Origin of the sequence: Nodosilinea sp. AN01ver1, from assembly GCF_050565655.1 — a bacterium.
Lineage (GTDB): Bacteria > Cyanobacteriota > Cyanobacteriia > Phormidesmidales > Phormidesmidaceae > Nodosilinea.
This window is the reverse complement of sequence record NZ_JBNXVS010000029.1, coordinates 24,966-48,458: the sequence shown is the minus strand read 5'-3', so window position 1 is coordinate 48,458 and position 23,493 is coordinate 24,966. Positions and strand designations below refer to the sequence as shown.

At 60.6% G+C, this 23,493-nt stretch carries 14 protein-coding genes; 7 read left to right on the top strand and 7 right to left on the bottom strand.

The genetic code is table 11. The features are described from left to right. Positions 1-20: 20 nt before the first annotated feature. The 6 genes from apcB to ACQ4N7_RS19845 all read left to right on the top strand — a co-directional run bounded on the left by apcB (position 21) and on the right by ACQ4N7_RS19845 (position 6,956). Positions 21-506, top strand: coding sequence for an allophycocyanin subunit beta (gene apcB, locus ACQ4N7_RS19870; RefSeq protein WP_106866397.1), 486 nt, complete (start codon positions 21-23; stop codon positions 504-506). Positions 507-760: 254 nt separating this feature from the next. Then, positions 761-964 carry a phycobilisome linker polypeptide gene (locus ACQ4N7_RS19865; protein WP_017299912.1) on the top strand — a complete coding sequence of 68 codons (204 nt, stop codon included), beginning with the start codon at positions 761-763 and terminating at the stop codon, positions 962-964. A 236-nt stretch (positions 965-1,200) separates the two neighbouring features. Then, positions 1,201-2,418 carry an FtsW/RodA/SpoVE family cell cycle protein gene (locus ACQ4N7_RS19860; protein ID WP_430713229.1) on the top strand — a complete coding sequence of 406 codons (1,218 nt, stop codon included), beginning with the start codon at positions 1,201-1,203 and terminating at the stop codon, positions 2,416-2,418. 75 nt (positions 2,419-2,493) lie between these two features. After that, entirely contained in the window at positions 2,494-3,237 is a 744-nt protein-coding gene (locus ACQ4N7_RS19855; RefSeq protein WP_430713228.1) for a cytochrome c biogenesis protein CcdA, read from the top strand. Between the two features lie 76 nt (positions 3,238-3,313). Continuing rightward, entirely contained in the window at positions 3,314-4,729 is a 1,416-nt protein-coding gene (locus ACQ4N7_RS19850) for a cytochrome c biogenesis protein (RefSeq protein ID WP_430713227.1), read from the top strand. A 121-nt stretch (positions 4,730-4,850) separates the two neighbouring features. After that, a complete protein-coding gene (locus tag ACQ4N7_RS19845; RefSeq protein WP_430713226.1) occupies positions 4,851-6,956 on the top strand; it encodes a cation:proton antiporter in 2,106 nt (701 codons plus the stop codon). Positions 6,957-7,087: 131 nt separating this feature from the next. On the opposite strand, the gene ACQ4N7_RS19840 is transcribed toward ACQ4N7_RS19845, so the two are convergent. Further along, complete coding sequence (locus tag ACQ4N7_RS19840; RefSeq protein WP_430713225.1) at positions 7,088-8,653, bottom strand: N-acetylmuramoyl-L-alanine amidase; 1,566 nt, start codon at positions 8,651-8,653, stop codon at positions 7,088-7,090. A gap of 461 nt (positions 8,654-9,114) precedes the next feature. Here ACQ4N7_RS19840 and ACQ4N7_RS19835 point away from each other — a divergent pair, with 461 nt between their 5' ends. Next, entirely contained in the window at positions 9,115-11,451 is a 2,337-nt protein-coding gene (locus tag ACQ4N7_RS19835) for a glycoside hydrolase family 9 protein (protein ID WP_430713224.1), read from the top strand. A 296-nt stretch (positions 11,452-11,747) separates the two neighbouring features. Here ACQ4N7_RS19835 and folE read toward each other — a convergent pair whose 3' ends face one another. The 6 genes from folE to ACQ4N7_RS19805 all read right to left on the bottom strand — a co-directional run bounded on the left by folE (position 11,748) and on the right by ACQ4N7_RS19805 (position 23,489). Further along, entirely contained in the window at positions 11,748-12,455 is a 708-nt protein-coding gene (gene folE, locus ACQ4N7_RS19830) for a GTP cyclohydrolase I FolE (protein WP_430713223.1), read from the bottom strand. 81 nt (positions 12,456-12,536) lie between these two features. Beyond that, on the bottom strand, positions 12,537-13,274 hold the full coding sequence (locus ACQ4N7_RS19825) for an SDR family oxidoreductase (protein ID WP_430713222.1): 738 nt from the start codon (positions 13,272-13,274) through the stop codon (positions 12,537-12,539). A gap of 288 nt (positions 13,275-13,562) precedes the next feature. After that, the gene (accA, locus tag ACQ4N7_RS19820; RefSeq protein ID WP_430713221.1) at positions 13,563-14,543 is read right to left on the bottom strand and encodes an acetyl-CoA carboxylase carboxyl transferase subunit alpha; all 981 of its coding nucleotides are present in this window, start codon (positions 14,541-14,543) and stop codon (positions 13,563-13,565) included. A gap of 175 nt (positions 14,544-14,718) precedes the next feature. After that, on the bottom strand, positions 14,719-15,762 hold the full coding sequence (locus ACQ4N7_RS19815) for a long-chain acyl-[acyl-carrier-protein] reductase (RefSeq protein ID WP_430713220.1): 1,044 nt from the start codon (positions 15,760-15,762) through the stop codon (positions 14,719-14,721). 258 nt (positions 15,763-16,020) lie between these two features. Next, positions 16,021-16,959 (bottom strand): DUF6208 family protein, encoded by a 939-nt coding sequence (locus ACQ4N7_RS19810; RefSeq protein WP_430713219.1) that lies wholly within the window; start codon positions 16,957-16,959, stop codon positions 16,021-16,023. Continuing rightward, entirely contained in the window at positions 16,956-23,489 is a 6,534-nt protein-coding gene (locus ACQ4N7_RS19805; RefSeq protein WP_430713218.1) for an alpha/beta fold hydrolase, read from the bottom strand. The genes ACQ4N7_RS19810 and ACQ4N7_RS19805 overlap by 4 nt, the downstream gene beginning before the upstream one ends. Positions 23,490-23,493 lie beyond the last annotated feature (4 nt).

Below are 23,493 nucleotides of genomic sequence, written 5' to 3'. Positions count from 1 at the left end.
GTTCTAAGGAAGCTTCACCAATGCAAGACGCAATTACTTCTGTTATCAACTCCTCCGATGTGCAGGGCAAGTACCTGGATGGGTCTGCTCTCGATAAGCTCAAAGCCTACTTCCAAACTGGTGAACTGCGGGTTCGTGCCGCCAGCACCATCAGCGCTAACGCTGCTGAAATCGTGAAGGAAGCCGTGGCTAAGTCCCTGCTGTATTCCGATATCACCCGTCCCGGTGGCAACATGTACACCACCCGTCGCTATGCAGCCTGCATTCGCGACCTCGACTACTACCTGCGCTACGCCACCTACGCCATGCTGGCCGGAGACCCCTCCATCCTGGATGAGCGCGTGCTGAACGGCCTCAAGGAAACCTACAATTCCCTGGGTGTACCCATCGGCGCTACCGTCAACTCGATCCAAGCCATGAAAGAAGTGACCTCCAGCCTGGTGGGCGCTGACGCTGGTAAGGAAATGGGCGTTTACTTCGACTACATCTGCTCTGGCTTGAGCTAGTCCAAGCTCATCCATTGCGCTTTAGCCACCAGCTAAAGCGAACTTAGGCCAGAGTCAGGGGCGAGTGTTGAGGACACTAGGTTGTGCTGTACTGTCTTCCTGCTGTCCATAGCATTGGCTTTCGACTCTGGCTTTTCAGTGTTCCTAACCAGTCCAGCTCAGGATCTGTTGGTTTTGCTGCTGGCAGAGCTCCGCTCTTGGACTGGGGCTTGGATTTATATCTGTCCCGTGAGATAGCAGGAGAGTTTTCGGCCATGCGCATGTTTAAGATCACCGCTTGTGTTCCTAGCCAAACCAGGATCCGTACCCAGCGGGAACTGCAGAATACTTTTTTCACTAAGCTGGTGCCTTACGACAACTGGTTTAAAGAGCAGCAGCGGATTCAAAAGATGGGCGGCAAAATCGTTAAGGTTGAACTGGCTACGGGGCGACAAGGGGCCAATACTGGCTTGCTCTAACGGCCTAATCCCCAACGGTTCCCTCGCTAGGGCCATAAGGGCATCCGATAAAAATTCTTACTGCATTGTTTTTAATGCTGCAATACGTGCAGGGTCAGCCAAAGGGCTAGCCCTGCCGTTGTTTTTTAAGGGGAATATTTTTATGATCTTTAGCCTGATCAGAAATCGCAAAAATAGTCCCCTCCGCTATACTTGGCCCTTGAAAGAGTTGGCCCTTGGGCACGCGGGGTAAGGTAGTGAACATTGCTCACTTGGTTCCATGGATTGACCCTACGGTAAGTCAGTGGTCGGCTGAAGCGCGTTGGCTGCGGTGGTTAACCTTTATCTGGCTGGGAGGCGGCTTGCTGGTGCTGTTTTCGGCCTCCTATGCGGTAGCGGTGGTAGAGCATGGGTACGGGCTGCACTACGTGCTGGTGCAGCTGCTTTGGGTAGCTATTGGGTTAGTCATTTTTAACCGAATTGTCCACACCTCTTTAGACCGCCTGCTCCAGGGGTCAGGCATTGTGCTGCTGGGTCTGGTGGGTCTGGTAGCGCTGACCTTAATCCCTTCTCTTGGCGTAACGGTGAATGGGGCAACGCGATGGTTACCGCTGGGACCATTTATGATTCAGCCTTCGGAACTGATTAAGCCGTGCCTGGTTTTGCAGGGGGCGCGGTTGTTTGGCCGTTGGCCGCAGCTCACCTGGCCAACTCGCCTCACGTGGCTAGGCGTTTTTACGGCCATTTTGGGGCTAATTTTGCTTCAGCCTAACCTGAGTACGGCGGCCATTTGTGGTCTTACCCTCTGGCTAATCGCCTTGGCAGCGGGCATTCCCTACAGCTACCTGCTGCTGACCGCTGGCGGTGGACTGCTGACAGCGGGGGTAAGCATTAGTTTGAAGTCTTACCAGCGCCAGCGCATAGTTTCATTTCTAAACCCGTGGGCTGATCCTGGCGATCAAGGGTACCAGCTGGTGCAGAGCCTGCTGGCGATCGGTTCGGGTGGTTTTTGGGGGCAGGGTTTTGGGCTGTCTCAGCAAAAGCTGTATTCATTGCCCATTCAGTACACCGATTTTATTTTTGCGGTCTTTGCTGAAGAGTTTGGTTTTGTAGGCTGTCTAGTGCTGCTGACGCTATTGGGGATTTATGCGTCTGTCGCTTTGCTGGTGGCGCTGCGGCTAAAACAGCCTCTGCATCGCTTGGTGGCAGTGGGAGCCATGGTGGTACTGGTCGGACAATCGCTGCTAAATATGGGCGTGGCGACGGGGGTACTGCCTACGACAGGGCTGCCCTTTCCCCTGCTGAGCTACGGCGGTAGCTCGATGGTGGCTAGCTTGGTGACGGCGGCGTTGCTGGTGCGGGCCGCACGGGAAATTAATTTGGAAGCGCCATTGCCGCTGCGGCGAAGGTCAAACGTCAGTGCTCGGGAACGATTTTCTCTTCGCGTCTTCAATGGCGGCAATCTTTTCTCTTAAAACGAGGCTGAAAACTGAGAGTCGGTTGCGCGATTGTTACAATAGGGGGTGCCTCTGCACCTTACTACGTTGGCAATGCTCCAGAGCCTTCAGCTTTACTTATATGACATTGCCCAGTGGGCCAATCAGCTCGTCAATGACCAGTTGACCCATGTATCTTGGGTCAGTCTTTCGGTGGTGGGGCTGGCGGGCTTGCTGACCAGTCTGTCGCCCTGCCTGCTGTCAATGCTGCCCATCATGGTTGGCTACATGGGGGGCTACGAGAGCGATCGCCGCCGTGATGCCGTAGGGCGATCGCTCTCCTTTGCCCTGGGCCTGGCCACCACCCTGGCGGTGCTGGGGCTAATTGCCGGGCTTTTTGGCTACGTCTACGGTCAGGTGGCCTGGGGTCTGCCGATCGCAGTTAGCCTGGTAGCCATTGTGATGGGGCTCAATCTTTTGGGAATTGTTCCTCTGGCCTTACCCGCCGGGGCAGGCCCCACCTTCGAACGCTGGAATTTACCCGCCTGGCTGCGAGCCTATGCTCTGGGCCTGACCTTTGGCATTGTGGCGTCGCCGTGCAGTACCCCGGTGCTGGCCACTCTGCTGGCCTGGATCTCGACGACGCAGGATCCTGTTTTGGGCAGTGCACTGCTGCTGGCCTACGCTGTGGGCTACGTAACTCCCCTGGTGCTGGCGGGCACCTTTACCGCCAGTCTTAAGCGGCTGCTCGATCTGCGCCAGTGGTCGAGCTGGGTTACGCCCGCTAGCGGGGCGCTGCTGCTGGGGTTTGGAGTCTTTTCGCTGCTGTCGAGGCTGCTGCCAGCGTCCTTAGTCTAAGCATCTAGATTTGTAAGGATGAGTACAGGGATGACCAGTGTGTTTGTGCTGACCCTTGAGAGATACTGAAGGTACTATGGCTCCATCTGATACTCCCGGCGGCTCCCTGTGGAACGGAGTACGCGCCTATTTTCGGCAAGACCTGCTGCCGCTGCTGGCCGATCTGCGGCTGGCGATCGTTCTGCTGCTGGCGATCGCGGCCTTCAGCGTCAGCGGTACCGTCATCGAGCAGGGCCAAACCCTGGAGTTTTACCAGGCCAACTATCCTACCGACCCGGCTCTGTTTGGCTTTTTGAGCTGGAAGGTAATTTTGATCAGCGGTCTAGACCATGTCTACCGCACCTGGTGGTTTCTGGCGCTGCTGATTGTGTTTGGGGCCAGCCTGATTGCCTGCACCTTTACCCGCCAGTTTCCGGCCCTGGGCGCGGCCCAAAACTGGAAGTACTACAGTCAGCCGCGTCAGTTTCAAAAGCTGGTCCTCAGCGCCGAACTGAGCGAGGCCGACCTAACCACGCTGACCAGTCAGCTGGTTAAACGGCGCTATCGAGTGTTTCAAGACGGCGCTCAGCTCTACGCACGCAAGGGCATTGTGGGCCGCATTGGCCCGATTGTGGTGCACGCCAGCATGATCCTGATTTTGCTGGGGGCGATCTGGGGGGCGATGACTGGTTTTTTTGCCCAAGAGCTGGTGCCCAGCGGCGAGACGTTTCAAATTCGCAATATTTTTGATGCCGGTCCCTGGGCTGAGCCCCAAATTCCTAAAGACTGGTCGGTGCGGGTCAACCGCTTTTGGATCGACTACACGCCCGAGGGCAAGATTGACCAGTTTTACTCTGATCTATCGGTTCTAGACCGGGCCGGCAGCGAAGTTGATCGCAAGACAATTCACGTCAATGAGCCCCTGCGCCACCGGGGCGTGACGCTCTACCAGGCCGACTGGGGCATTGCGGCGGTGCAGGTTAAGCTCAACAACAGTCCCGTGCTGCGGCTGCCCATGCAGCCGCTAGAAAACGACGGCCCTAGGTTTTGGGGCACCTGGCTACCCACCAAGCCCGACATGAGCGAGGGCGTTACCCTGCTGGCCAGCGATCTACAAGGGTCGGTGCTGATCTATGACAACGCGGGGCAGCTAATGTCTACCGTTCGCAGGGGTATGGCGGCAGAGGTAAACGGGGTCAGGTTGACCCTGGTGGATGTGGTGGGTAGCACTGGCCTCCAAATTAAGGCCGATCCCGGTATTCCGATGGTGTATGGCGGCTTTGGCCTGCTCATGCTGGGGGTCATGATGAGCTATGTCTCTCACTCCCAGGTGTGGGCTTTAGAGCAGGATGGCACCGTCTACGTGGGCGGCAGAACCAACCGGGCTCAGGTGGCTTTTGAACGCGAGCTGCTGGCGCTGCTAGCAGAATTTGACCAGCCTACTCAAGCTGTGGGTAGGGATGCCAGCGAAGGTGCCGATGGCGCTGAACTAGCCCGGGTTCCGGTAGCCTAGCTGGGCTGAGGCTTGGGCGGTCGCTCGCTCCATCGATCTCCCTAGGCAGGTTGAGGGGCGCAGCCCGGCGTGATGTTATAGATGATTAAGCAATCAGTACATTAACCCCCTACCTAAAGCCATGACTCACCTTGGGCTAGCATTTAGCGCGGCGATCGCCGCGTCAGGGACTTTAGCTAGGGCAGTACCCTTACCCCTGGGTCAGCTTTTACAAGAGCCCATCACCGACCCGGTCGCAATCTTTCTCACAATTCTGGCCATTATGCTGGTCGCCCCGCTGCTGGTCGAACGACTGCGGCTGCCGGGCATCATCGGCCTGATTTTGGCCGGTGTCGTAGTCGGGCCTTACGGACTGGGCATTTTGGAGCGCGACAGTACGATTGTGCTGTTGGGCACGGTGGGGCTGCTGTTTCTGATGTTTTTGGGCGGGCTCGAAACCAGTCTTGATGACCTCAAGCGCAACGCCGATAAACCGATCATTTTTGGTTTGTCTACATTTGTGGTGCCCATGCTAATTGGCACTGGGGTGATGGTGGCGCTGGGCTACAGTTTTTGGGCGGCGGTTCTGGTCGCCTCCTGTTTTGCCTCCCACACCCTGGTGGCGCTGCCCGTGCTCAACAAGCTGGGCATTATGCGTCATCCGGCCTCTACCGCCACCCTGGGAGCCACGCTGATTACCAACGTGCTGGCGCTGCTGGTGCTGGCTGTGGTAGTCAAGGCCGACCAGGGCGACCTCACCCTCGGCTTTTGGTTGTTCCTAATTCCGGCCCTGACAATTTACACCTTTGCCGTGCTGTGGGGTGTGCCCAAGCTGGGCCGCTGGTTTTTTAAGAAATTTGGCCACGATGAAGGAGCCGAATTTACGTTTGTGCTGGCGGCCCTGTTTGTGGCCTCGTACCTGGCCAGCCTGATTGAGATCGAACCCATTGTGGGGGCCTTTTTGGCCGGGGTGGCGATTACTCAGATTATCCCTCGCCTGAGCCCGCTGATGAACCGGGTGCAGTTTATTGGCAACACCCTGTTTGTGCCCATTTTTTTGATTTCGGTGGGCATGCTGGTTGACCCGCTGATTTTGGTGCGCGAGCCCCAGTCGCTGCTGCTGGTCAGCATTGTTGTGCTGGCGGAGTTGGTCAGTAAGTTTGTGGCCGCCTGGGTCGCAGTGCGCTGGTTTAAGTGGAAATTTCCCAGCACGATGGTGATGTTTGGCCTATCGATGGCCCAGGCCGCCTCAACCCTGGCCTCTATCACCATCGCCTTCGACATTGGCCTGGTGGATGAGGTGGTGGTGAACGCCATCATTCTGATGATTTTGGTCAGCTGTGTACTGTCGCCCTGGGTCGTCGCGCGCTGGGGCGCTCAGCTCCAGACTCAGCCCGCCGAGGCCGAAGCGGCCCCGGTGGATGCTCAAAATGTACCGCTGGTGCCAGCCCTGGGCAAGCGCGTCCTAATTCCGGTGGCAAACCCTAGCACCGAAGACAACCTGCTGCAGCTGGCGATCATTCTGACCAAGCGGGTGGAGGGTACCCTGCTGCCCCTGCACGTGCTGCCCGATCGCAACCAGCCCATTGCCGAGGCCGACAAAATCCGCCAAAGCCGCCTGCTCGACACCGCCGAAACCATTGCCCACGCCGCTACGATTCCGGTTGAAACCATTGGCCGCATTGATGACTCCATTGCCTGGGGCATTTTGCGCACGATTCAAGAGCGCAATGCCGACCTGCTGATCTGCGGCTGGAAGGGCTTTTCGACCTATCGAGAAAATTTCTTTGGCAGCGTTATCGACACCATCGTGCGATCGGCGACTATTCCAGTGCTGATCAGCCGCTTTCCCCAGCCGATTGAGAATACCGAGAAAGTGGTGCTGGCCATTACCGGCAGGCAGGCTAACCTGGGGCAAATTAAGCAGACCCTAACCATTACCCAGTGTTTGGCCGAAGAGCTGAAGGCCCCGCTCCAGGTCGTGCAAATGACCGTGGGCTCGGTTCGCGATCGCAAGCTCACCACCCTGCTACAGGAGAAGGACATTGCGGTGCAGCCGGTGCAGGGCAACACCGTCAAGCGCGTGTCAGAGGCGGTGCAGCCCAATACCCTGCTGATTCTGATCGCCAGCACCCACATCGTGGGTCAGTCGGCCCTGGGTCGAGAGCCCGAGGCTATTACTAAAGCCAACTGGGATACCAACATTCTGGTGCTGCACTTTCCCGCCAAGCCCACAAAACGCGCCTAATACTAAATCTAGAAGGAATACCCCTGATTTGTAGGGGCGTAGCATGCTACGCCCCTACGGGGTTCTGGATGATGAATCGGGTTGACTGAATCGGATTTCGTACAAGTCAGGTTTAGATTGGCCATATTGCCCTAGGGCCGACCACTGAGGTAATTGACAATGCCCTGGGCGATCGCCTGCCCCATCTGGGCCTGCCAGCGTGGGTCGCGCAGCTTGGGCGCATCGATCGCGCCGGTGACAAAGCCAATTTCAATCAGGGCTGCGGGCATGGAGGTGCGGCGCAGCACCAAAAACCGAGCCTGGCGGACGCCGCGATCGTTCATCGCCATCGTCCCTAGCACCTGTCGCTGCAGGGCGGTCGCTAGCACCTGTCCTGAGTCCGAGTAGTAGTAGGTTTCCAGGCCGTTGACCTCCGGGCGCTGCATGTTGACTGCGTTGGCGTGAATACTGACAAACACCGTCGCTCGCGCCGTCTCTGCTATGGTGGCGCGGGGCTGCAGGTCTACCGTTTGGTCGCTCTGGCGCGTCATCTGTACCGCAATGCCCTGGGCTTGCAGGGCCGCCGCCGTGTGCTGGGCCACCGCCAGCACCACGCCCTTTTCCTGCAGGCCGCCGATGCCTACGGCCCCTGGGTCAACCCCGCCGTGGCCAGGGTCGAGCATGACCAGCACCTGGCCACGGTTCTGTGTAGGGGCAACCGTGGGCTGCGGAACTGAGGTGGCCACCGCCGGGGGAGCTGCGGTGCGCTGGACCGGCGGCGGCGCGGTGACCGCGTTGATAACCGGCAGCACCACCGTAGTCGGCGGGGCGGCAATCTGGCTGGGGGCCATCCCGATAGGCGTGACCCAAATGCCGCCGCTGGCCAGGGGCGTAATCTGCCAGTCGGGGCTGTGCTCGTCTAGGGTCAGGGTGACGCGAATGGCGGGCGGAGCGGTCGCGAACTGGGTCAGGCTCCAGCGAGAAATGCCGTAGCGCCCCTGGGGCAGCGCCTCGGCGACTAGCCCTGGGGCAATGGCCGCATCCAGCAGGTCAATGACAATCTGCCGCGCCTGGTTGGCATCGCGGGTGCGGTACACATGCACCTGGGGGGCAGCCCCTGCGGTGGGGATAAAGAACCCTTCGGCGGCAGTTTGAACGCCGCGCAGTACCGTAGCCGTAGCTCGAACTGCCGCCGTAGTTACCTGGTTGCGGCTAATCAGCGGCGGCAGCGGCTCGGTGCCCACCGCCGTCAGAGACCGCGAGGCGATCGCCTTGGAGAGGTCAGGAATGGTTAAGGTGCTGTTGGGAAACGCGCTGCTAGGGTCGTCAGCGCCAGTGACGCTCTCAGTGGCGCTGGGCAGCTGCACGACCCACTGTTGGTTAGTCATGCCCCACACTTTTACCTGTTTGGGGTCGAGGTTGTAGTCGGGGCTGAGATCTAGCACCATCCGGGTAGTACGGGCGTTGGCTTGGGTCACCCGCACCGCTTGCACTGGCCCACCGATCACCTGGTCGCCCAGCGCATCGCTAGACACAATGCCTGGCAGGTCAATCACCAGCTGATGGGGGTTGGTCAGCAGGCTCACCTGGGGTTGAACCCCGCTCTCGGTGGTAAAGATGAGGCGATTTTGGCCAGTGTCAAACTGCCAGGCCTGCAACCGCGCGCTGGCCCTGGCCGGGAGGCTGCCCAACAGGCACACCCCAGCTACACCAACCATTCCAGAAAACAACTGCCTTAGCCGCAATTGGGCCGATCTCCCCACACGCCACAGAATTTTGCCCGACCCTTACCGCGATCGCAGGTCGTCAACTACGCCAGATCCAGCTCCCTATAACCGACTATTTGAGCGTTAAAATCTAGCTCTCAAGCGCAAAAATGGCCTTTTAAGCCGTTTCTGATGGGCTGAATTGGCTCGATATTAGCTCACTTTTAATGAAGTAAAACCTCAATTGTTTAGCTGCGGTAAAACTTTGATGGCCCTCAACGAAACCATCCCATACCCGCCGCTAGAGCCGCTACTATGGCTCGAGGGTGTTGCTCGAATGCTTTGAGGGCAGGTATTGGCTGTAACCAGCAAGCAGCGCCAGAGAAATGGCTTAAAGGGGGTCTGAAATGTTGCCGAAGCTCTACCGCTGGCCTCGCAGAACCGCACTCTGGTTTGGCATCCTGGCTTTTGCAATGGCTTGTACCGCAGGCACGTTGGGGCAACTGCCCCAGGCCCAATCCGAGCAGCCCGATGTGAGTGTGGGCGTTATTAGCCCTGAAATCGTGGTGGTTTCGGTGCGCCAGGGCGATGTTATCCACGCGCGGCAAGTGGCTTATCAAGCTGAACCCCAGGACCGCCTAGAAACTTCAGGCAATGATACCTGGGTGATTCGACGAGGGCAGGTCCTGGGTACGCTGGTTGGCCCCAACCAAGACATTCTCTACGGGTTCGATCGCTACACCGAAAAACCGTTTAATGCCGAGCGCGCCAGTCAGCCCGGCAGCTATCGCATTCAGTCCCAGGGCGACTCCAGCTACCGACAGCCCGCTACCCCTGCCGAGGTCTATCGCAAAAGCAAGCCTGTGGATCTTGCTCGCACAGGGCGGGACGGCGATCTGCGCTGGGCTATGGAGCATCGCTTTTACCTGCGGTTGCCCACGGCCCTAACGCCAGGAAAAACCTACAAGATTGAGCTGGCGGGTCAAGCGCAGCCACCGCTGACCCTGACCTACCAGCCCGATCGCCAGTTCAGCGAGGCAGTGCACATTTCTGCAATCGGGTTTCGCCCCGACGACCCCTTAAAAACGGGCTTTTTATCGACCTGGATGGGGACGGGAGGTGGGCTTAGCTACCCGGAGGGGCTGTCGTTCCAGGTCATTGATGCAGCCAGCCAGCAGACCGTATTGACTGGGAAGGCGCGTCGCCGCTACCGCAACGGCGATAGTGAGGACGCCCGCGATCGCACCTACACCCTGGCTGATGTGGACCAGCTCGACTTCAGCGACCTCAAGCGGCCCGGTCGCTACCGGCTCTGCGTCGATACCGTCGGCTGCTCTAACCCCTTTGCGATCGCAGACGATGCCTGGCAGCAGGCCTTTTACCTGGCCGCACGCGGGTTTTACCACCAGCGCAGCGGCATTGAGCTGGGGCCTCCCTACACCGATGTGGTGCGTCCCCGTCCCTTTCATCCCGACGATGGAGTGATCGTGTACCAGTCGAAAACGGGGCTGATGGACACCGGCAACGGCCTCAATGCCCAGGGTACGGACGAAGGCAACTTTGCCAACCTGGTGCAGGGCAAAACGAATACGACCGTGGCCAATGCCTGGGGCGGCTACTTCGACGCGGGCGACTGGGACCGCCGGGTGCAGCACCTCGATGTCGCTCGCTGGCTGCTAGAGCTGCTGGAGCTGTTCCCTCAGCCGATGGAACTGGCCCTCAACATTCCAGAATCCGACAACGATTTGCCCGATCTGCTGGATGAAGCGCTGTGGGGAGTGGATTTCTTCCGTCGCCTGCAAACGCCTGAAGGCGGTGTTCGCGGCGGTATTGAGTCGGCAGAGCATCCCCGTCGGGGCGAAACCAGCTGGCAGGAAACGCTGCCAATTATGGCCTATGCCCCCGACCCCTGGAGCAGCTACGTTTACGCTGGGGTCGCTGCCCGCACCGCCCGCTTGATGAGCACCTACGCCCCCAACCAGGTGCAGGGCTACCGCGACAGCGCCCTGGCGGCAATGGACTGGGCCGAGGCTCGCCACCGCGAGGGCATTGAGGCGCTGGACTGGGCTCAGCACAGAATTGAGGCCGATCGCGCCCTGGCAGCCCTGGAGATTTACCAGCTGACGGGCGATCGCGCCTGGCACGATCGCTTTGTCGCGGCGCAGTCGGCCCTTCCCGCCGAGGCCCGCGAGGACTACCGCGTTGCCAACCCCCAGCGCGAAATTGCCTTTCTCTACAGCCGCATGCCCGCCGACCAGGTCGATGCCGACCGGCAGGCCGAGCTGCGAGCGACGCTAATGGCTGAAGCCGATGCCGCCGTAGGCACTGGCCGAACTACGGCCTTTGGCTGGACGAAGCTGATTCCTTCAACCCCGGTGGGCTGGGGCGATGGGCTGGGCGCACCCAAGGCCCGTACCCTGCTGCGGGCCCATGCTCTGACCGGCCGCGATCGCTACCTAAAAGCGGCCCTGCTGGCCTGCCAGTTCTCCGCTGGGGCTAACCCCGACAACATGACCTATACCACTGGCCTTGGCCCCAAATCGCCCCAGAACCCGCTGATCATCGACCAGCGTATTACCGGCGACCTGCTGCCGGGCATTACGCTGTACGGCCCCATCGACACAGGTATGTATGGCGACGAGTGGTTCTTTGACGTGATGGCGTCGGTGGCGGTCCCGCCGGCCCGCGAGTGGCCCTCCATCGAAACCTATTTCGATGTCTATTTTGTGCCCAACATTAATGAGTTCACCGTTATGCAAAGCATGGCCGATGCCGCCTACGCCTGGGGCTATTTGACCGGACGAGGGTAATAACAAGTTCAAACGTTGGAACGGTTTCAAGCTTTTCTGGATGCCTAATCCAAGCAGACTCTGGCCATAACTCTCAGAGCACAATAAAAGGGGCAAACAACCGTTTGCCCCTACAGATCTCATGGTTTGAAGCGGGTTTCTCCAAACCGGATGCTGGTTTAATAAGCCCCTAGGGCGTGTCATCCATTGTGGCCAAAAGCTCGGCATATCAAGCCTTGCCACGCCCGACCCAAAAGACAAGCTAGGGGCTATAATCCTTGATTTTTGAACGTTTAGCAGCTAATTGATGACAGTCCCTAGAAGAACGACGGCTGGTGGCGAATCAGGCTGAGAAACTCTTCCCGCGTCTTCGAGTCTTCCTGAAATACCCCCAGCATGGCGCTGGTCACGGTCCAGGAGCCGGGCTTTTGCACCCCGCGCATGACCATACACATGTGGCTGGCTTCCACCACCACGGCTACACCTTTAGGATCTAGAATTTCCTGCACCGCCTCAGCAATCTGACGGTTGAGGCGTTCCTGCACCTGTAGACGACGGGAGTACATTTCTACAATGCGGGCCAGCTTGCTCAGCCCCACCACCCGCTGATTGGGAATGTAGGCGACATGGGCGCGTCCCATGAAGGGCAGCATGTGGTGCTCACAGAGGCTAAACAGGTTGATGTCGCGCACCAGCACCATCTCGTTGTGGCCCTCGTCAAAGATGGCCCCGTTGACCAACTCTTCTAGCGACTGTTGGTAACCGCTGGTAAGAAACCGCATGGCTTCGGCGACCCGCTTCGGCGTTTTGAGCAGACCCTCGCGCTCGGGGTCTTCGCCCACCGACAGCAGCATGGTGCGCACAGCATCGGCCATGTCTTCGTGGCTGGTGTCGGGAATGGGATACTGATCGGCATCGTCGCGGTAGCTGCTGGTGCGATCGGGGCGAACTTCAGGCTGGACGATTTTGGGCACACCATTGCCGGCAACTTTGTCGTTAAGGCTGTTTGAGGATGCGATAGTCATAGGGGTTCTAAACACTCTAGAGGTTCAACAAAATAGAGGCCACTCGCTGAGTTGGCCAGGGCGCTACAGGGTAAAAACTTGCTACAGGGCTCCGCCAGCGGGCATCAGGGTGAGGTCTTCAATCACCGCCTGGGCAGGCAGGAGAATGGTGTGCAGAACGGTTTGCGCCACCACCTCTGGGGACAGCATAGAGGACCGATCGAAGTTGGCTTGCACCGTGTCGGTATCCCAAATGGGCGTATTGACACCGCCTGGAGAGACCGTAACCACGCGAATACCGTGGCTCCGTTCTTCGACCGCCAGCACTCGCGACAGCGCTACCAGAGCGGCTTTGCTCACGCTGTAAGCCCCCCAGTCTGGGAAGGCAGACGTAGCAGCAACGGAGGAAATGTTGACGATGGTGCCGCCGCCCGCCGCCCGCAGCCCGGGCAACACAGACTGAATGCACTGGAACACGCTGGTTAGGTTGAGGTCCATCACCCGCTGCCAGTCGGCTAGGGGTGTGGTGGCGATCGCTCCGGTGTAGCCCATGCCGGCATTGTTGACTACTACGCTGAGGGGGCCAAAGTCGGCCAGCACCTCTGCCATGCGGTCCTGCAAGCCCTCCAGTTGAGCCAGGTCGACGGCGTAGGCCTTAACCACGACTCCGTAGGTGGCCAATTCCTCCTGCACGGGCTGGAGTGAGTCTAGGGAGCGGCTAATTAAGGCCACGTCGTAGCCCGACTGGGCCAGGGCGTGGGCGATCGCACGACCAATACCACGGCTGGCCCCGGTTACCAGGGCGCGACGCGGCAGGTCAGGAAACGTAGAAGACTGCAATAGAAAGTACCATCAACAAAGAACGTGGGGCCTTAGCACCCAAAGTTACAGGGCTGAAACAAGCCGCTCCAGCTCAGGGTCGCATCTGACCCCACCAACTATGTTAACAAATGTGAACAGTTTATTAACGATATTGTCGCTGGCTAGCCCGAGGGGATGTTCTAACCCTAGCGCTAGCCTCAGCCCGATACATGAATGGATGATTAACTCCTTGCTCTCGCCTTGCTTTTGGGGGGGTAACAGGAATAGTGGCCACAGCGCAGCGGATAGATTGCCCCTAGCATGCCCCTAAGCGGCTTCAGCAAAGACGCCAATCTGACGGTATTTTTGGTAGCGCAGCTGCTGCCGGGCGGCTGGAGTCAGCTGAGATAGCTCGGTGAGCTGCTCGATCAGCGCCTGCTTGAGGCTATCTGCCGCCTCAATCGGGTGGGCATGGGCTCCGCCCACGGGTTCGTTCAGCAGCACATCTAAAAGGCCCAGCTGCTTTAGATCCCAGGAGGTAATCTTGAGGGCTTCGGCGGCTTCCCCAGAACGGGCGGCGTCTTTCCACAAAATGGCGGCGCAGGCTTCGGGGCTGGCGACGGTGTACACCGAGTGCTCAAACATCATCAGGCGATCGCCCACGCCAATGCCCAGCGCCCCGCCGGAGCCCCCCTCACCGATGATGGTGCAAACGATCGGTACTGAAAGGCCAAACATTTCGCGCAGGTTGTAGGCGATCGCCTCGCCCTGGCCCATTTCTTCGGCCTCGTAGCCGGGGTAGGCCCCTGGAGTATCGATAAAGGTAATGATGGGCATTGAAAAGCGATCGGCGTGGCGCATCAGCCGCATCGCTTTGCGGTAGCCCCCCGGCGAGGCCATGCCAAAGTTGCGGGCCACGTTGTCTTTGGTGTCGCGTCCCTTTTGATGGCCCAAAATCACCACGGGGCGACCGTCGAGCCGGGCCACGCCTCCTACCAAAGCCGGGTCGTCTTTGCCGGAACCGCGATCGCCGTGCAGCTCAATCCACTCGTCGGTAATGGCCTGAATGTAGTCGAGGGTGCTGGGGCGGCGAGGGTGGCGCGCCACCTGCAGGCGCTGCGCTGGCGTCAGGTTAGAGAAAATTTCCTGGCGCAGGTGGGTGGCACGGGCCTCTAGCTGGCGCAGCTGCGCCGAGACATCGACATCATTTTCCTCAGCCAGATCGCGAATTTGATCAATGCGGGCCTCTAGTTCAACCAGGGGCTTTTCAAACGACAGCAAAATCGACTTGCGCTCAGGTGGGGCCATAGCCAGGGGATACAAAAACAGATAACCAGCCAGCGTTAAAGGGAGATCTTCCAGCCGTGGGGCCAAAAATCCCGATCCATTCGCATCCTAGGATACCAAGCTGGTGTCGCGATCGCCTAAGGTTAACCCTACTCAGGCTGGCGGAAATCCTCCTGATCGATCTCAGGGATAGACCTCAGGCCACCAGGGGAGACAGGCTGAGGTCAAGCAGCGGGCGAAACCCGTGCCGCCGCGACGACTGACCAATCAGGTCCATTTTTTCGAGCGTAATCTGGTTGCGACCCCACGAAAAGTTGGTGTGCCACTGCTCAAACTCCAGCAGCATCGACTCAGCAAAGCAGGCGAATAGCTGACGGGCCGGCACATCCATATTCACAATGCTCATCATGCGCCAGTCGATATCCAGCGCATGCTCTACAATGCCGCCCTTAAGCACATAAACCCCCTCATCGTTAATCTGCTGGTGCAAATTTTTGGGATAGCCGCCATCGATCATCAGGCAGGGGCGTTTGAGAGTGCTGGGGTTGACCTCAACGCCCTTGGCCATGCTAGCCACCCACACGACAATATCAGCCTGGGGTAAAGCGGTTGATAAATCCATCGGTGTGCCACAGCCCAGCTCGGCCTGAAGCTGCTGCAAACGCTCCTGGTTGCGGGCAATCAGCAGTAGGTCTTTGATGTCTGCACGGGCCATTAACCAGCGGCATACGGCACTGCCAATGTCGCCGGTAGCGCCACACACCGCCACCGTAGCATCCGATAAATTGAGCCCTAACGCCGCCGAAGCCGCAACCACCTGCTGACAAATAACGTATGCCGTGTGGGTATTGCCGGTGGTAAAGCGCTCAAACTCAAGGGCGACATTGCGCACCCGCTGAATCTGGCTGAGGTTAAAGTTCTCAAAAACAATCGATGAAAACCCGCCTAAAGCCGTGATGTCAAGACCGTGCTTTTGGGCATGGGCCATGGCATTGATGATTTTGCGGGTGGCCGTTTTGATTCGCCTGACCGCTAGCATTTCGGGCAAAAAACACGACTCGATGTAGCACCCCTCGATCTGCTGGCCAGTGGCGCTGGTGACCTTGATCGGGGCAAATATCTGGGGCGGAGCGCTGCACCAAAAGTCTAGACCTTGGGTAGCGTACTGGGGGTAGCCCAGCTCTCGGGCCACGAGCTGGGCGTGCTCAAGACTGGTCAGGTGTCCAATTAGGCCAAACATAGCGACTCTAGATGACAGGAGGCCTTACACCCGCAACGCTGGTGCAGGCCAATAACCTATATACGCCCACTTACGATAAATGGTTCATGGTTAGATGAAATTACGGCTCCGGCCTGCCGTGCTTGGCGAGAGCGGTTTGACCCCCATCGGTGTCTCACCAGCCAGGCGAGCCGTCACCAGCTCATGCTGACGGAGTCCGACCAGATGGGGTAGAGCAGCGGACCCAGGAGTTTGGCTCAGAGGAGGCCATCGTTTGGGCTAAGGCCTAGAGCGCAGAAACTTGACTAACGGGGCTGCCGTGCCCAGCATCTCTGGCGTCTTGGGATGGACCCGCAGAATGTAGACGCCCTGCTCGGTCATTGGGGCGGTGGTGTGATGGTCTTGGGTGATGGGGTACCAGTCGTAGGGAAAACAGTCGCGGCTGTAGAGGCTGAAGTAGAGGCGGTGGGTATCTAGCAGGTTGGCAGGCAGGTCGATGGTGAGCTGTTCGCCGCGATCCAGGGCCCCGTAGAAAAAGTGGGTTTCGGGGTTGGGGACCGGCAAAAAAGTGGGTTTTACAAAGGAGCGGGGTAGCCACTGCATCCAGCGCAGCAGCGGGTAGACATAGAAATTTAGCGCGCTGAACAGCAGGCCCCGGCGGGCCGCCAGCCCGCGATAGAACTGGTTGAAGTCGGGCGGTGCCGATCGCGACTCTGCGGCCAGGGCGGGGGTGCCGTCTACGAGAATGGCGGGCAGCTGCACCGGGTCGCGCCAGTCATAGTGGCGCAGCCCCACCAGGTAGCGCCCTGGAGGCAGGGTAATGGTGGCGGTATCCTGATCGGGGGACACCGTGAGCGAGCTGATGCTGGTCAGCGTTTTGTAGCCCTTGAGGGTGTAGACCACCGCCGTCCAGGTGGGGGCCGACTGCCAGAGCGATCGCACGTCCAGCGTAATGGTGGACTGCACCGTGAAGGGGCCTGCGATCGCAATCAGCGCGTGCAGGTTCCACCGCGCCCGACTCATGGTCCACAGCAGCTTGAGGGGTGACTTTAGAAAGTCTGCCGACACGATTTGCCAGTCGGCCTCAACCTTGGTGTCGGTGGGATTGTAGTAGCGGCTGATCAGGGTCAGGGTAGCTTTTACCCCCCGCGAAAAGCCGTAGGACAGCAGCCCCAGCGGAATTTCCCACAGTACGGCCAGCGGGCGAGTGAGGGTCATGGATGGTGCTCCGATAGGGGAATCGACGCCTGACCCTCGGGGGCAATGGCGGAGTGGATAACACGGGCTAACCCCCCAGGGGTTTCCAGGGGTAAGTCATGGCCTCCAGCCAGGGATACCTGGCTGGCCTGGGGCAAATGCTCTTGCAGAAAGGCCAGATCTTCGGGCCGATTGAACTGACTGCTCTGGCCGAATATTACCGTAGTGGGCCGCTGAATGCCCCGCAAAATTTGGCCGTAGCCCTGGCGATCGAGCAGACCACCGCTGAGGCTCAGGGTTGTGCGGCTCTGCAAGCGCGGGTCGCTGCGCCAGATCACTCCCCCTGCTACCGCCTGGGTCAGGCGCTGGGCCATCGCCTCGGCCACAGACTGGCTCAGGTAGGGCTTGAGGGCCAGCAAGCGCGCAGTTGCGGCCGCCACCGACGCCATCACGGTCGGCTGGGGAGAATGGGCCAGGGCATCGAGATGGGCCACCAGCTGGGTGGCAGGTTCGAGGGAGGGGCTAGGGGCGGGTACCACCGGCTCTACCAGCACCAGGCGCTGCACCCGCTCAGGCCGCAGACTGGTCAACACTGCCCCCAGCACCGCCCCCATTGAATGCCCCACCAGCACAACGGGTTGAGAACCCAATGTTGCGGTCAGGCCGTCGAGGTCGCCCAGAAAATCGAGCAGTTGATAGCCGCTACCGGCACCGGCATGGGCCGAGCGGCCGTGTCCCCGCAGGTCGGGGGCGATGATGTGATAGCCCTGGTCGGCCAGGGCCGTCGCTACCCCATCCCAGGCGGCCCCGTGCTCTAAAATGCCGTGGAGACAGAGCACCCTGGGTCCATCCTCCGGACCCCAGTGGCACAGGGTGTACGGTTGCTCCCGCAGCCAGATTTTTTCTTCTCGCATGGCTCCCAGCGGCACATAGCTGGTGGACAGGGGAACTGCCTCGGCCCGCACGGTCGCAGAGGGGGCCGGGGTCAACGTCTGTTCTTGAGGTAGGGGATAGTCAAACTGAGCCGCCAGGGCCTGGCTGGTGGAGTTCAGCCGATGGGGCAGCTGAATGCCCTGCCAAATCTTGGCCAGGTGAGCCTCAATGCGGCTGCGCTGACGAAAATTGGGGTCATCCACGGCCATAGACTGAGCGCTGACTCCGTCCGTCATGCGCCGCCCCTCGTAGGGGGTCAGCACCGCCGGGTCAAAGGGCAGCTCCAGAAAGGTGCACAGGTTGCGCATAGCTGGTTCTGGATCGACCACCAGATCTTCATAGCGCAGGGTGTAGTGGCGATCGGCATCCAGGGAACTAGCAAAGGTGCGAATGTTTTGGTTACAGGCCTGCCACACCTGTTCCGCCAGCCGATAGGGATGATCGGGCTCCAAATCAAAGATTTTGTACATGCGGTTGTGCACAAAAGACTCGATCACGGCGTAGGGATGGCGCACCAGGTGGATGTATTTGGCTCCCTCAAATATCTGTTCGGCCCGCTCCAGCGTCTCCAGGCTGAGGCTGTAGGTGGGTGATTTGTCGACCAACAGTCGCCCTGCGGCCATTTGCTGGAGTTTGTCGTACACCGCTGGCACTGTGGTTTGGTGCTGCCGCCATTCGCTCAGCAGGGCAGCGGCCTGGTCGGCATTCACCTGTAGAAGCTCCATCACCGCCCGCTGCAGACCCTCCTGCAGGTAGCTGTAGCCGAGAGCCGCCGCCTGGGCCTCCAACGTGTTAAAAGGCAGCAGGTGGAGTTCCGGAGGGCAAAACAGGCTGGGATGGCCCGCCAGCATTACCCGCAGCAGGGTAGACCCCGACCGGGGAGCCGACAGCAAAAAGACCATGGGTGGGTTGCGGCGGGCGGGCAGTGGCTCCAGCGGGGCCGGAGCCTGCCAGGGGCTCTTGGGCAGGTCTGTGTCTGCCTCTGCTGATGACTCTGCTGCGGCTAAACCTTCGTCCTGCCGATCGCTGATGGGTCGATGCACCCGCACCAGTTCCCGAGCGATGTAGGCCGCCAGTGCCGCCACCGTGGGATGGGCCAGCACCTCGCGGGGGTAGAGCACCAGATCCAGATCCTGCTTGCACAGGGTCAGCAGTTCCATGGTCATCAGCGAGTCGATACCCAACTCCATCAGGGGCGCATCGACGGGGACGGCCTCCGATAGCCCCATCACCGTGGCTACCTGGGTTTGCAAATAGGCGGCGACGGTAGCGATTCGCTCAGCCTCGGACTGAGCCAAAATCTGCTCCAGGCTGGGCGCGATCGCCTGCTGACCCTCGGCCTGCTTGCCAGCAGGGTCAACTGCCTGGCGCGGCGGGGCCGACACCGCTTTTTCCTCGTTAACAAACGCCGAGACGATCGCTGGCGGGCGATCGATGGGCAGGTAGCGGAGCAGGCGAGGCCAGTCTAGGCGGGCGATCGCCACCGTGGCCGGAGTCTCTGTGGTCAGCAGTCGCCCCAGCCACTGCCACCCCTCAGCTGCCGTCAGGGGCGGCATACCCCGCTGGGCCAGAGCCGTTGCGCTTTGGTGGGCGGCCATACCGGCTCCCTGCCAGGGGCCCCAGTTGATGCTCAGCGCCGGTAGCCCCTGCTGGCGGCGATACTGGGCCAGGGCATCCAGGCCCGCGTTGGCCGCCCCGTAGTTGCCCTGGCCAGGGGAACCCAGCACCGATGTAATTGACGAAAACAGCACAAACCAGTCTAAATCGAGGGTCTGGGTGAGCTGGTGCAGGTGCCAGGCCCCCTGCAGCTTGGCGGGCATCACCTGCTGAAACTGCTCGATCGATTGATTGGCCACAAAACCATCGGCCAAAACGCCTGCCGCGTGGAACACCCCGCGCAGCGGGGGCAACTGCTGCTGCATGCGGTTGAGCAGGGTAGCCAGGGCGGCGCGATCGCGCCCATCCACCGCCTCCACCCACACCGTGGCTCCGGCCTGACGCAGCGGCTCCAGGGTTTTCTCCAGCTCGGGGCTGCTGCCCCGACGACCCGTTAGCACCAGGTGACGAGCCCCCTGCTCCACCATCCAGCCCGCCAGCTGCTGGCCCAGAGCGCCTGTGCCCCCGGTGATTAAATAGGTGGCCTCAGCCTGAATGGCCTGGGTTTCAGCCTGCGCCGTAGCGGCACAATTCAGCGCCTGAAGCCGGGGTACCCAGGCCTGCTCCTGGCGCAGGGCGATCTCATCTTCACCCTGAGAATTCGTGATCTGGGCAATCAGGGTATCTAACCAGGGATCCGCTGCTGACGCATCCGCCGCTGCGGGCAAATCGATCAAACCGCCCCAAGATTCGGGATGCTCCAGGCGCAGGGTGCGACCCAGGCCCCACAGCACGGCCTGCTGCGGGGCGACGACGGCATCGGCGGCATCCACCGCCTGCGCTCCTGTCGTCACTAGCCAGAGTTTGGGCGGGTTAGGGCCAGAGGACTGGGCCAGTTCCTTCACCCAGTGCAGCGCTGGTGCGGCGATCGCCAGAGTATCTAGTTCGCCGTCGGTAGGCTCGGGAGCCAGCACGAGCAGGTGGGACGGCTGAGCGTCGAAAGCCGCCATCAGCGCCGCGAAGGGACGATCGTCGGCTAGCGATACCTGGTAGTGGTTGGGCTGAAGCGCCTGAAAGCGATCGCCCGCCGCCACCCGAATGGCCTCAATTTTCTGCTTTCGCAGGGTCTGGCTCAGGCCGTTCCAGAGGGCATCGCTGGCTCCCCAGATCAGCCATCGTTCGCCCGCAGCGGGGGCAGCCGGGGCGATCGCCTGGGGCTGCCAGCCAATGCCATAGGCGGCACTGGGGACAGACTCTGGTGCGTCATCGATTGCTGACGCTGCGCTGATTGGCGCTGCGCTGTGCTGGGGCAGCGCCAGGTCAATCCAGTAGCGCTGTCGCTGGAAGGGATAGGTGGGCAAGCTCAGCCACTGGCGCTGGTAGGGGCGATCGAAACTGGCCCAGTCGATAGTAAGTCCCTGCTGGTAGAGATGGCCCAGGCTGGTGAGCAGGGTGTGCCAGTCTGACTGGCCCCGGCGCAGGGAGGGCAGCCAGGTGTGGGAGTTTTGGGCCACGCAGCGCTTGCCCATAGCGCTGAGCACCGGATGGGGGCCAACCTCTAGAAACAGGGTGTGGCCCGCTGCCTGCAGGGTGGCGATCGCCTCGGCAAACCGCACCGGCTGACGGGCGTGACGTCGCCAGTAGCGAGCATCCATAGGCAGATCGGGGCCGACAAACTCGCCGGTCAGGTTAGACACCAGGGGCAGCGTCGGGGCGTGGAAGTTGATGCCCTGGGCGCTTTGCTCAAACACATTGAGAATAGGATCCATTAACGCCGAGTGAAAGGCGTGGGACACCTGGAGCGGCTTGGTGCGAATGCCCTGGCTGTGCAGGTCGTCGATTACGGCCTCCAGGTCGGTTTGAGGGCCAGCGATAACGGTGTTATCTGGCCCATTCAGGGTGGCCAGAGAGACGGTACTGGGCAGTGCCGCCGCCACAGTATCGGCATCGGCAAACACCGCCACCATGCTGCCGTTGGCGGGCAGGGTCTGCATCAGCCGCCCTCGCAGGGCCATCAGCCGCAGGCCGTCTTCCAGACTCAACACCCCGGCCACGCAGGCGGCTACGTATTCGCCCACGCTGTGCCCCATCACCGCCGCCGGGCGAATGCCCCAGGCCATCCACAGCTGGGCCAGGGCATATTCCAGGGCGAACAGAGCGGGTTGGGTGTAGCCGGTTTGATGCAGAGGGGCGGCGGGTGAATCTAGCCCATCCCCGTCTTCCCCAAACAAAAGACTCTGTAAGGACCGGTCCAGGTAGGGTTGCAGCAGCTCGTTGCAGCGATCGATCGCGGCTCTGAACACGGGCTGGGTGTCGTAGAGCTGCCGACCCATGCCAACGTATTGAGAGCCTTGCCCGGTGAAGAGAAAGACGACGCCGGGGGGCGGAGCATAGTCGGGGGCAGATCGCGGGGGAGCGTACTGCTGAAGCGCGGTGACCAGGGTAGGGAGGTCTGGGGCGAGGAGGGCCAGGCGGTGCTCAAAGGCGGTGCGACCAGCGTTGGCGGTGTGGCAAATGTCGCCCAGGTTGGCCTGGGGCATCTGGCTCAGGGCCGTGGCCATGGTCTGGGCGTAGGCGGCCAGGGCCGACTGCGATCGCGCCGACAGGCAAAACAGGTGCAGCGGCCGCTCCAGGGCTGGGGCCGTGGTAAAAATGGGGGCAGCCTGTAGGGCGACGTGGGCGTTGGTGCCGCCAAAGCCAAAGGAACTCACCCCGGCGATCGCCATATTCTCGGCCTCGGCCCAGGGCTCGCACTGCTGCTGCACCCGCAGAGGAATCTGGTCAAAGGGAATGTAGGGGTTGGGGGTGTGGAAATGCAGGCTGGGCACCAGGGTACGGTGCCGCAGACACAGGGCCACCTTGATCAAGCTGGCAATGCCCGCCGCCGCTTCGGTGTGGCCAATGTTGCTCTTCACCGACCCCATCCGGATCGGCTGCTCCAGGCTGCGGCAGGGACTGAACACATTTCCCAGGGCCTTGGCCTCGATCGGGTCGCCCAGCAGGGTGCCGGTGCCGTGGGCCTCAATGTAGTCAACCTGCTGCAGGGGAATGCCCGCGCGCTCGTAGGCCGCTTTGACCACCGCCTCCTGGGCAGCGGGGTTGGGGGCCGTCAGCCCGTTGGTGCGGCCATCCTGGTTGGTGGCGCTGCCCCGAATCAGGGCATAGATGCGATCGCCGTCGGCCAGAGCTTGACCCAGGCGTTTGAGCACTACCGTCCCCACTCCCTCAGAGCGCACAAAGCCGTTGGCGGCGGCATCAAAGGCTTTGCACCGCCCGTCGGGGGAAAGGGCGGTCAGTTTGCTGAACCCGACGGTGATGGTGGGGGTCAGCATCAGGTTGACGCCCCCGGCCAGGGCCAGACTGCTCTCCCCAGTCCACAGGCTCTGGCAGGCCAGGTGCACCGCCACCAGCGACGACGAGCAGGCCGTATCGACGGTCAGGCTCGGCCCCTGCAAATTGAGCAAATAGGAGACCCGATTGGCCACCATAGTCGAGGCCAGCCCCGTGGCGGTATAGGTCCCCACCACCTCAGGCCCCTGCAGCAGCATTTGGCCGTAGTCGAGAGTCGAGGCGGCGGCAAACACGCCCACCGGCTGCCCTCCCAGAGTGTGGGGCACGATGCCCGCATCCTCCAGGGCCTCCCAGACGCTTTCTAAAAACAGCCGCTGCTGCGGATCGATGTAGGGAGCCTCGCGGGGGGCAATGCCAAACAGCGCCGGGTCGAACTGATCAACCCCGTCGAGAAACCCGCCCCAGCGACAGTAGGTCTTGCCCACGGCCTGGGGGTCGGCATCGTAAAAGGCCTCAACGTTCCAGCGATCGGCGGGCACCTCGCGAATGGCGTCTTGCCCTTCACTCAACAGCCGCCAGTAGGCCTGTAGATTGGGAGCCGCCGGTAGCCGACAGGCCATACCCACGATGGCAATGGGTTCTGGTAGCCCTCGTTTACGCTGCAGCTGTAGCTCTAACAGCAGCCGTTTCTCTGGGGAAAGGCTGCTAATTCGCCTTGCGAGATCCTCCACAGGC

What these genes read in the sequence shown, in the direction of transcription:
- apcB (WP_106866397.1), top strand. Translation starts at nt 21, where the DNA reads ATGCAAGACGCAATTACTTCTGTTATCAACTCCTCCGATGTGCAGGGC.
- ACQ4N7_RS19865 (WP_017299912.1), top strand. Translation starts at nt 761, where the DNA reads ATGCGCATGTTTAAGATCACCGCTTGTGTTCCTAGCCAAACCAGGATC.
- ACQ4N7_RS19855 (WP_430713228.1), top strand. Translation starts at nt 2,494, where the DNA reads ATGCTCCAGAGCCTTCAGCTTTACTTATATGACATTGCCCAGTGGGCC.
- ACQ4N7_RS19850 (WP_430713227.1), top strand. Translation starts at nt 3,314, where the DNA reads ATGGCTCCATCTGATACTCCCGGCGGCTCCCTGTGGAACGGAGTACGC.
- ACQ4N7_RS19845 (WP_430713226.1), top strand. Translation starts at nt 4,851, where the DNA reads ATGACTCACCTTGGGCTAGCATTTAGCGCGGCGATCGCCGCGTCAGGG.
- ACQ4N7_RS19840 (WP_430713225.1), bottom strand. Translation starts at nt 8,653, where the DNA reads ATGGTTGGTGTAGCTGGGGTGTGCCTGTTGGGCAGCCTCCCGGCCAGG.
- ACQ4N7_RS19835 (WP_430713224.1), top strand. Translation starts at nt 9,115, where the DNA reads ATGGCTTGTACCGCAGGCACGTTGGGGCAACTGCCCCAGGCCCAATCC.
- folE (WP_430713223.1), bottom strand. Translation starts at nt 12,455, where the DNA reads ATGACTATCGCATCCTCAAACAGCCTTAACGACAAAGTTGCCGGCAAT.
- accA (WP_430713221.1), bottom strand. Translation starts at nt 14,543, where the DNA reads ATGGCCCCACCTGAGCGCAAGTCGATTTTGCTGTCGTTTGAAAAGCCC.
- ACQ4N7_RS19815 (WP_430713220.1), bottom strand. Translation starts at nt 15,762, where the DNA reads ATGTTTGGCCTAATTGGACACCTGACCAGTCTTGAGCACGCCCAGCTC.
- ACQ4N7_RS19810 (WP_430713219.1), bottom strand. Translation starts at nt 16,959, where the DNA reads ATGACCCTCACTCGCCCGCTGGCCGTACTGTGGGAAATTCCGCTGGGG.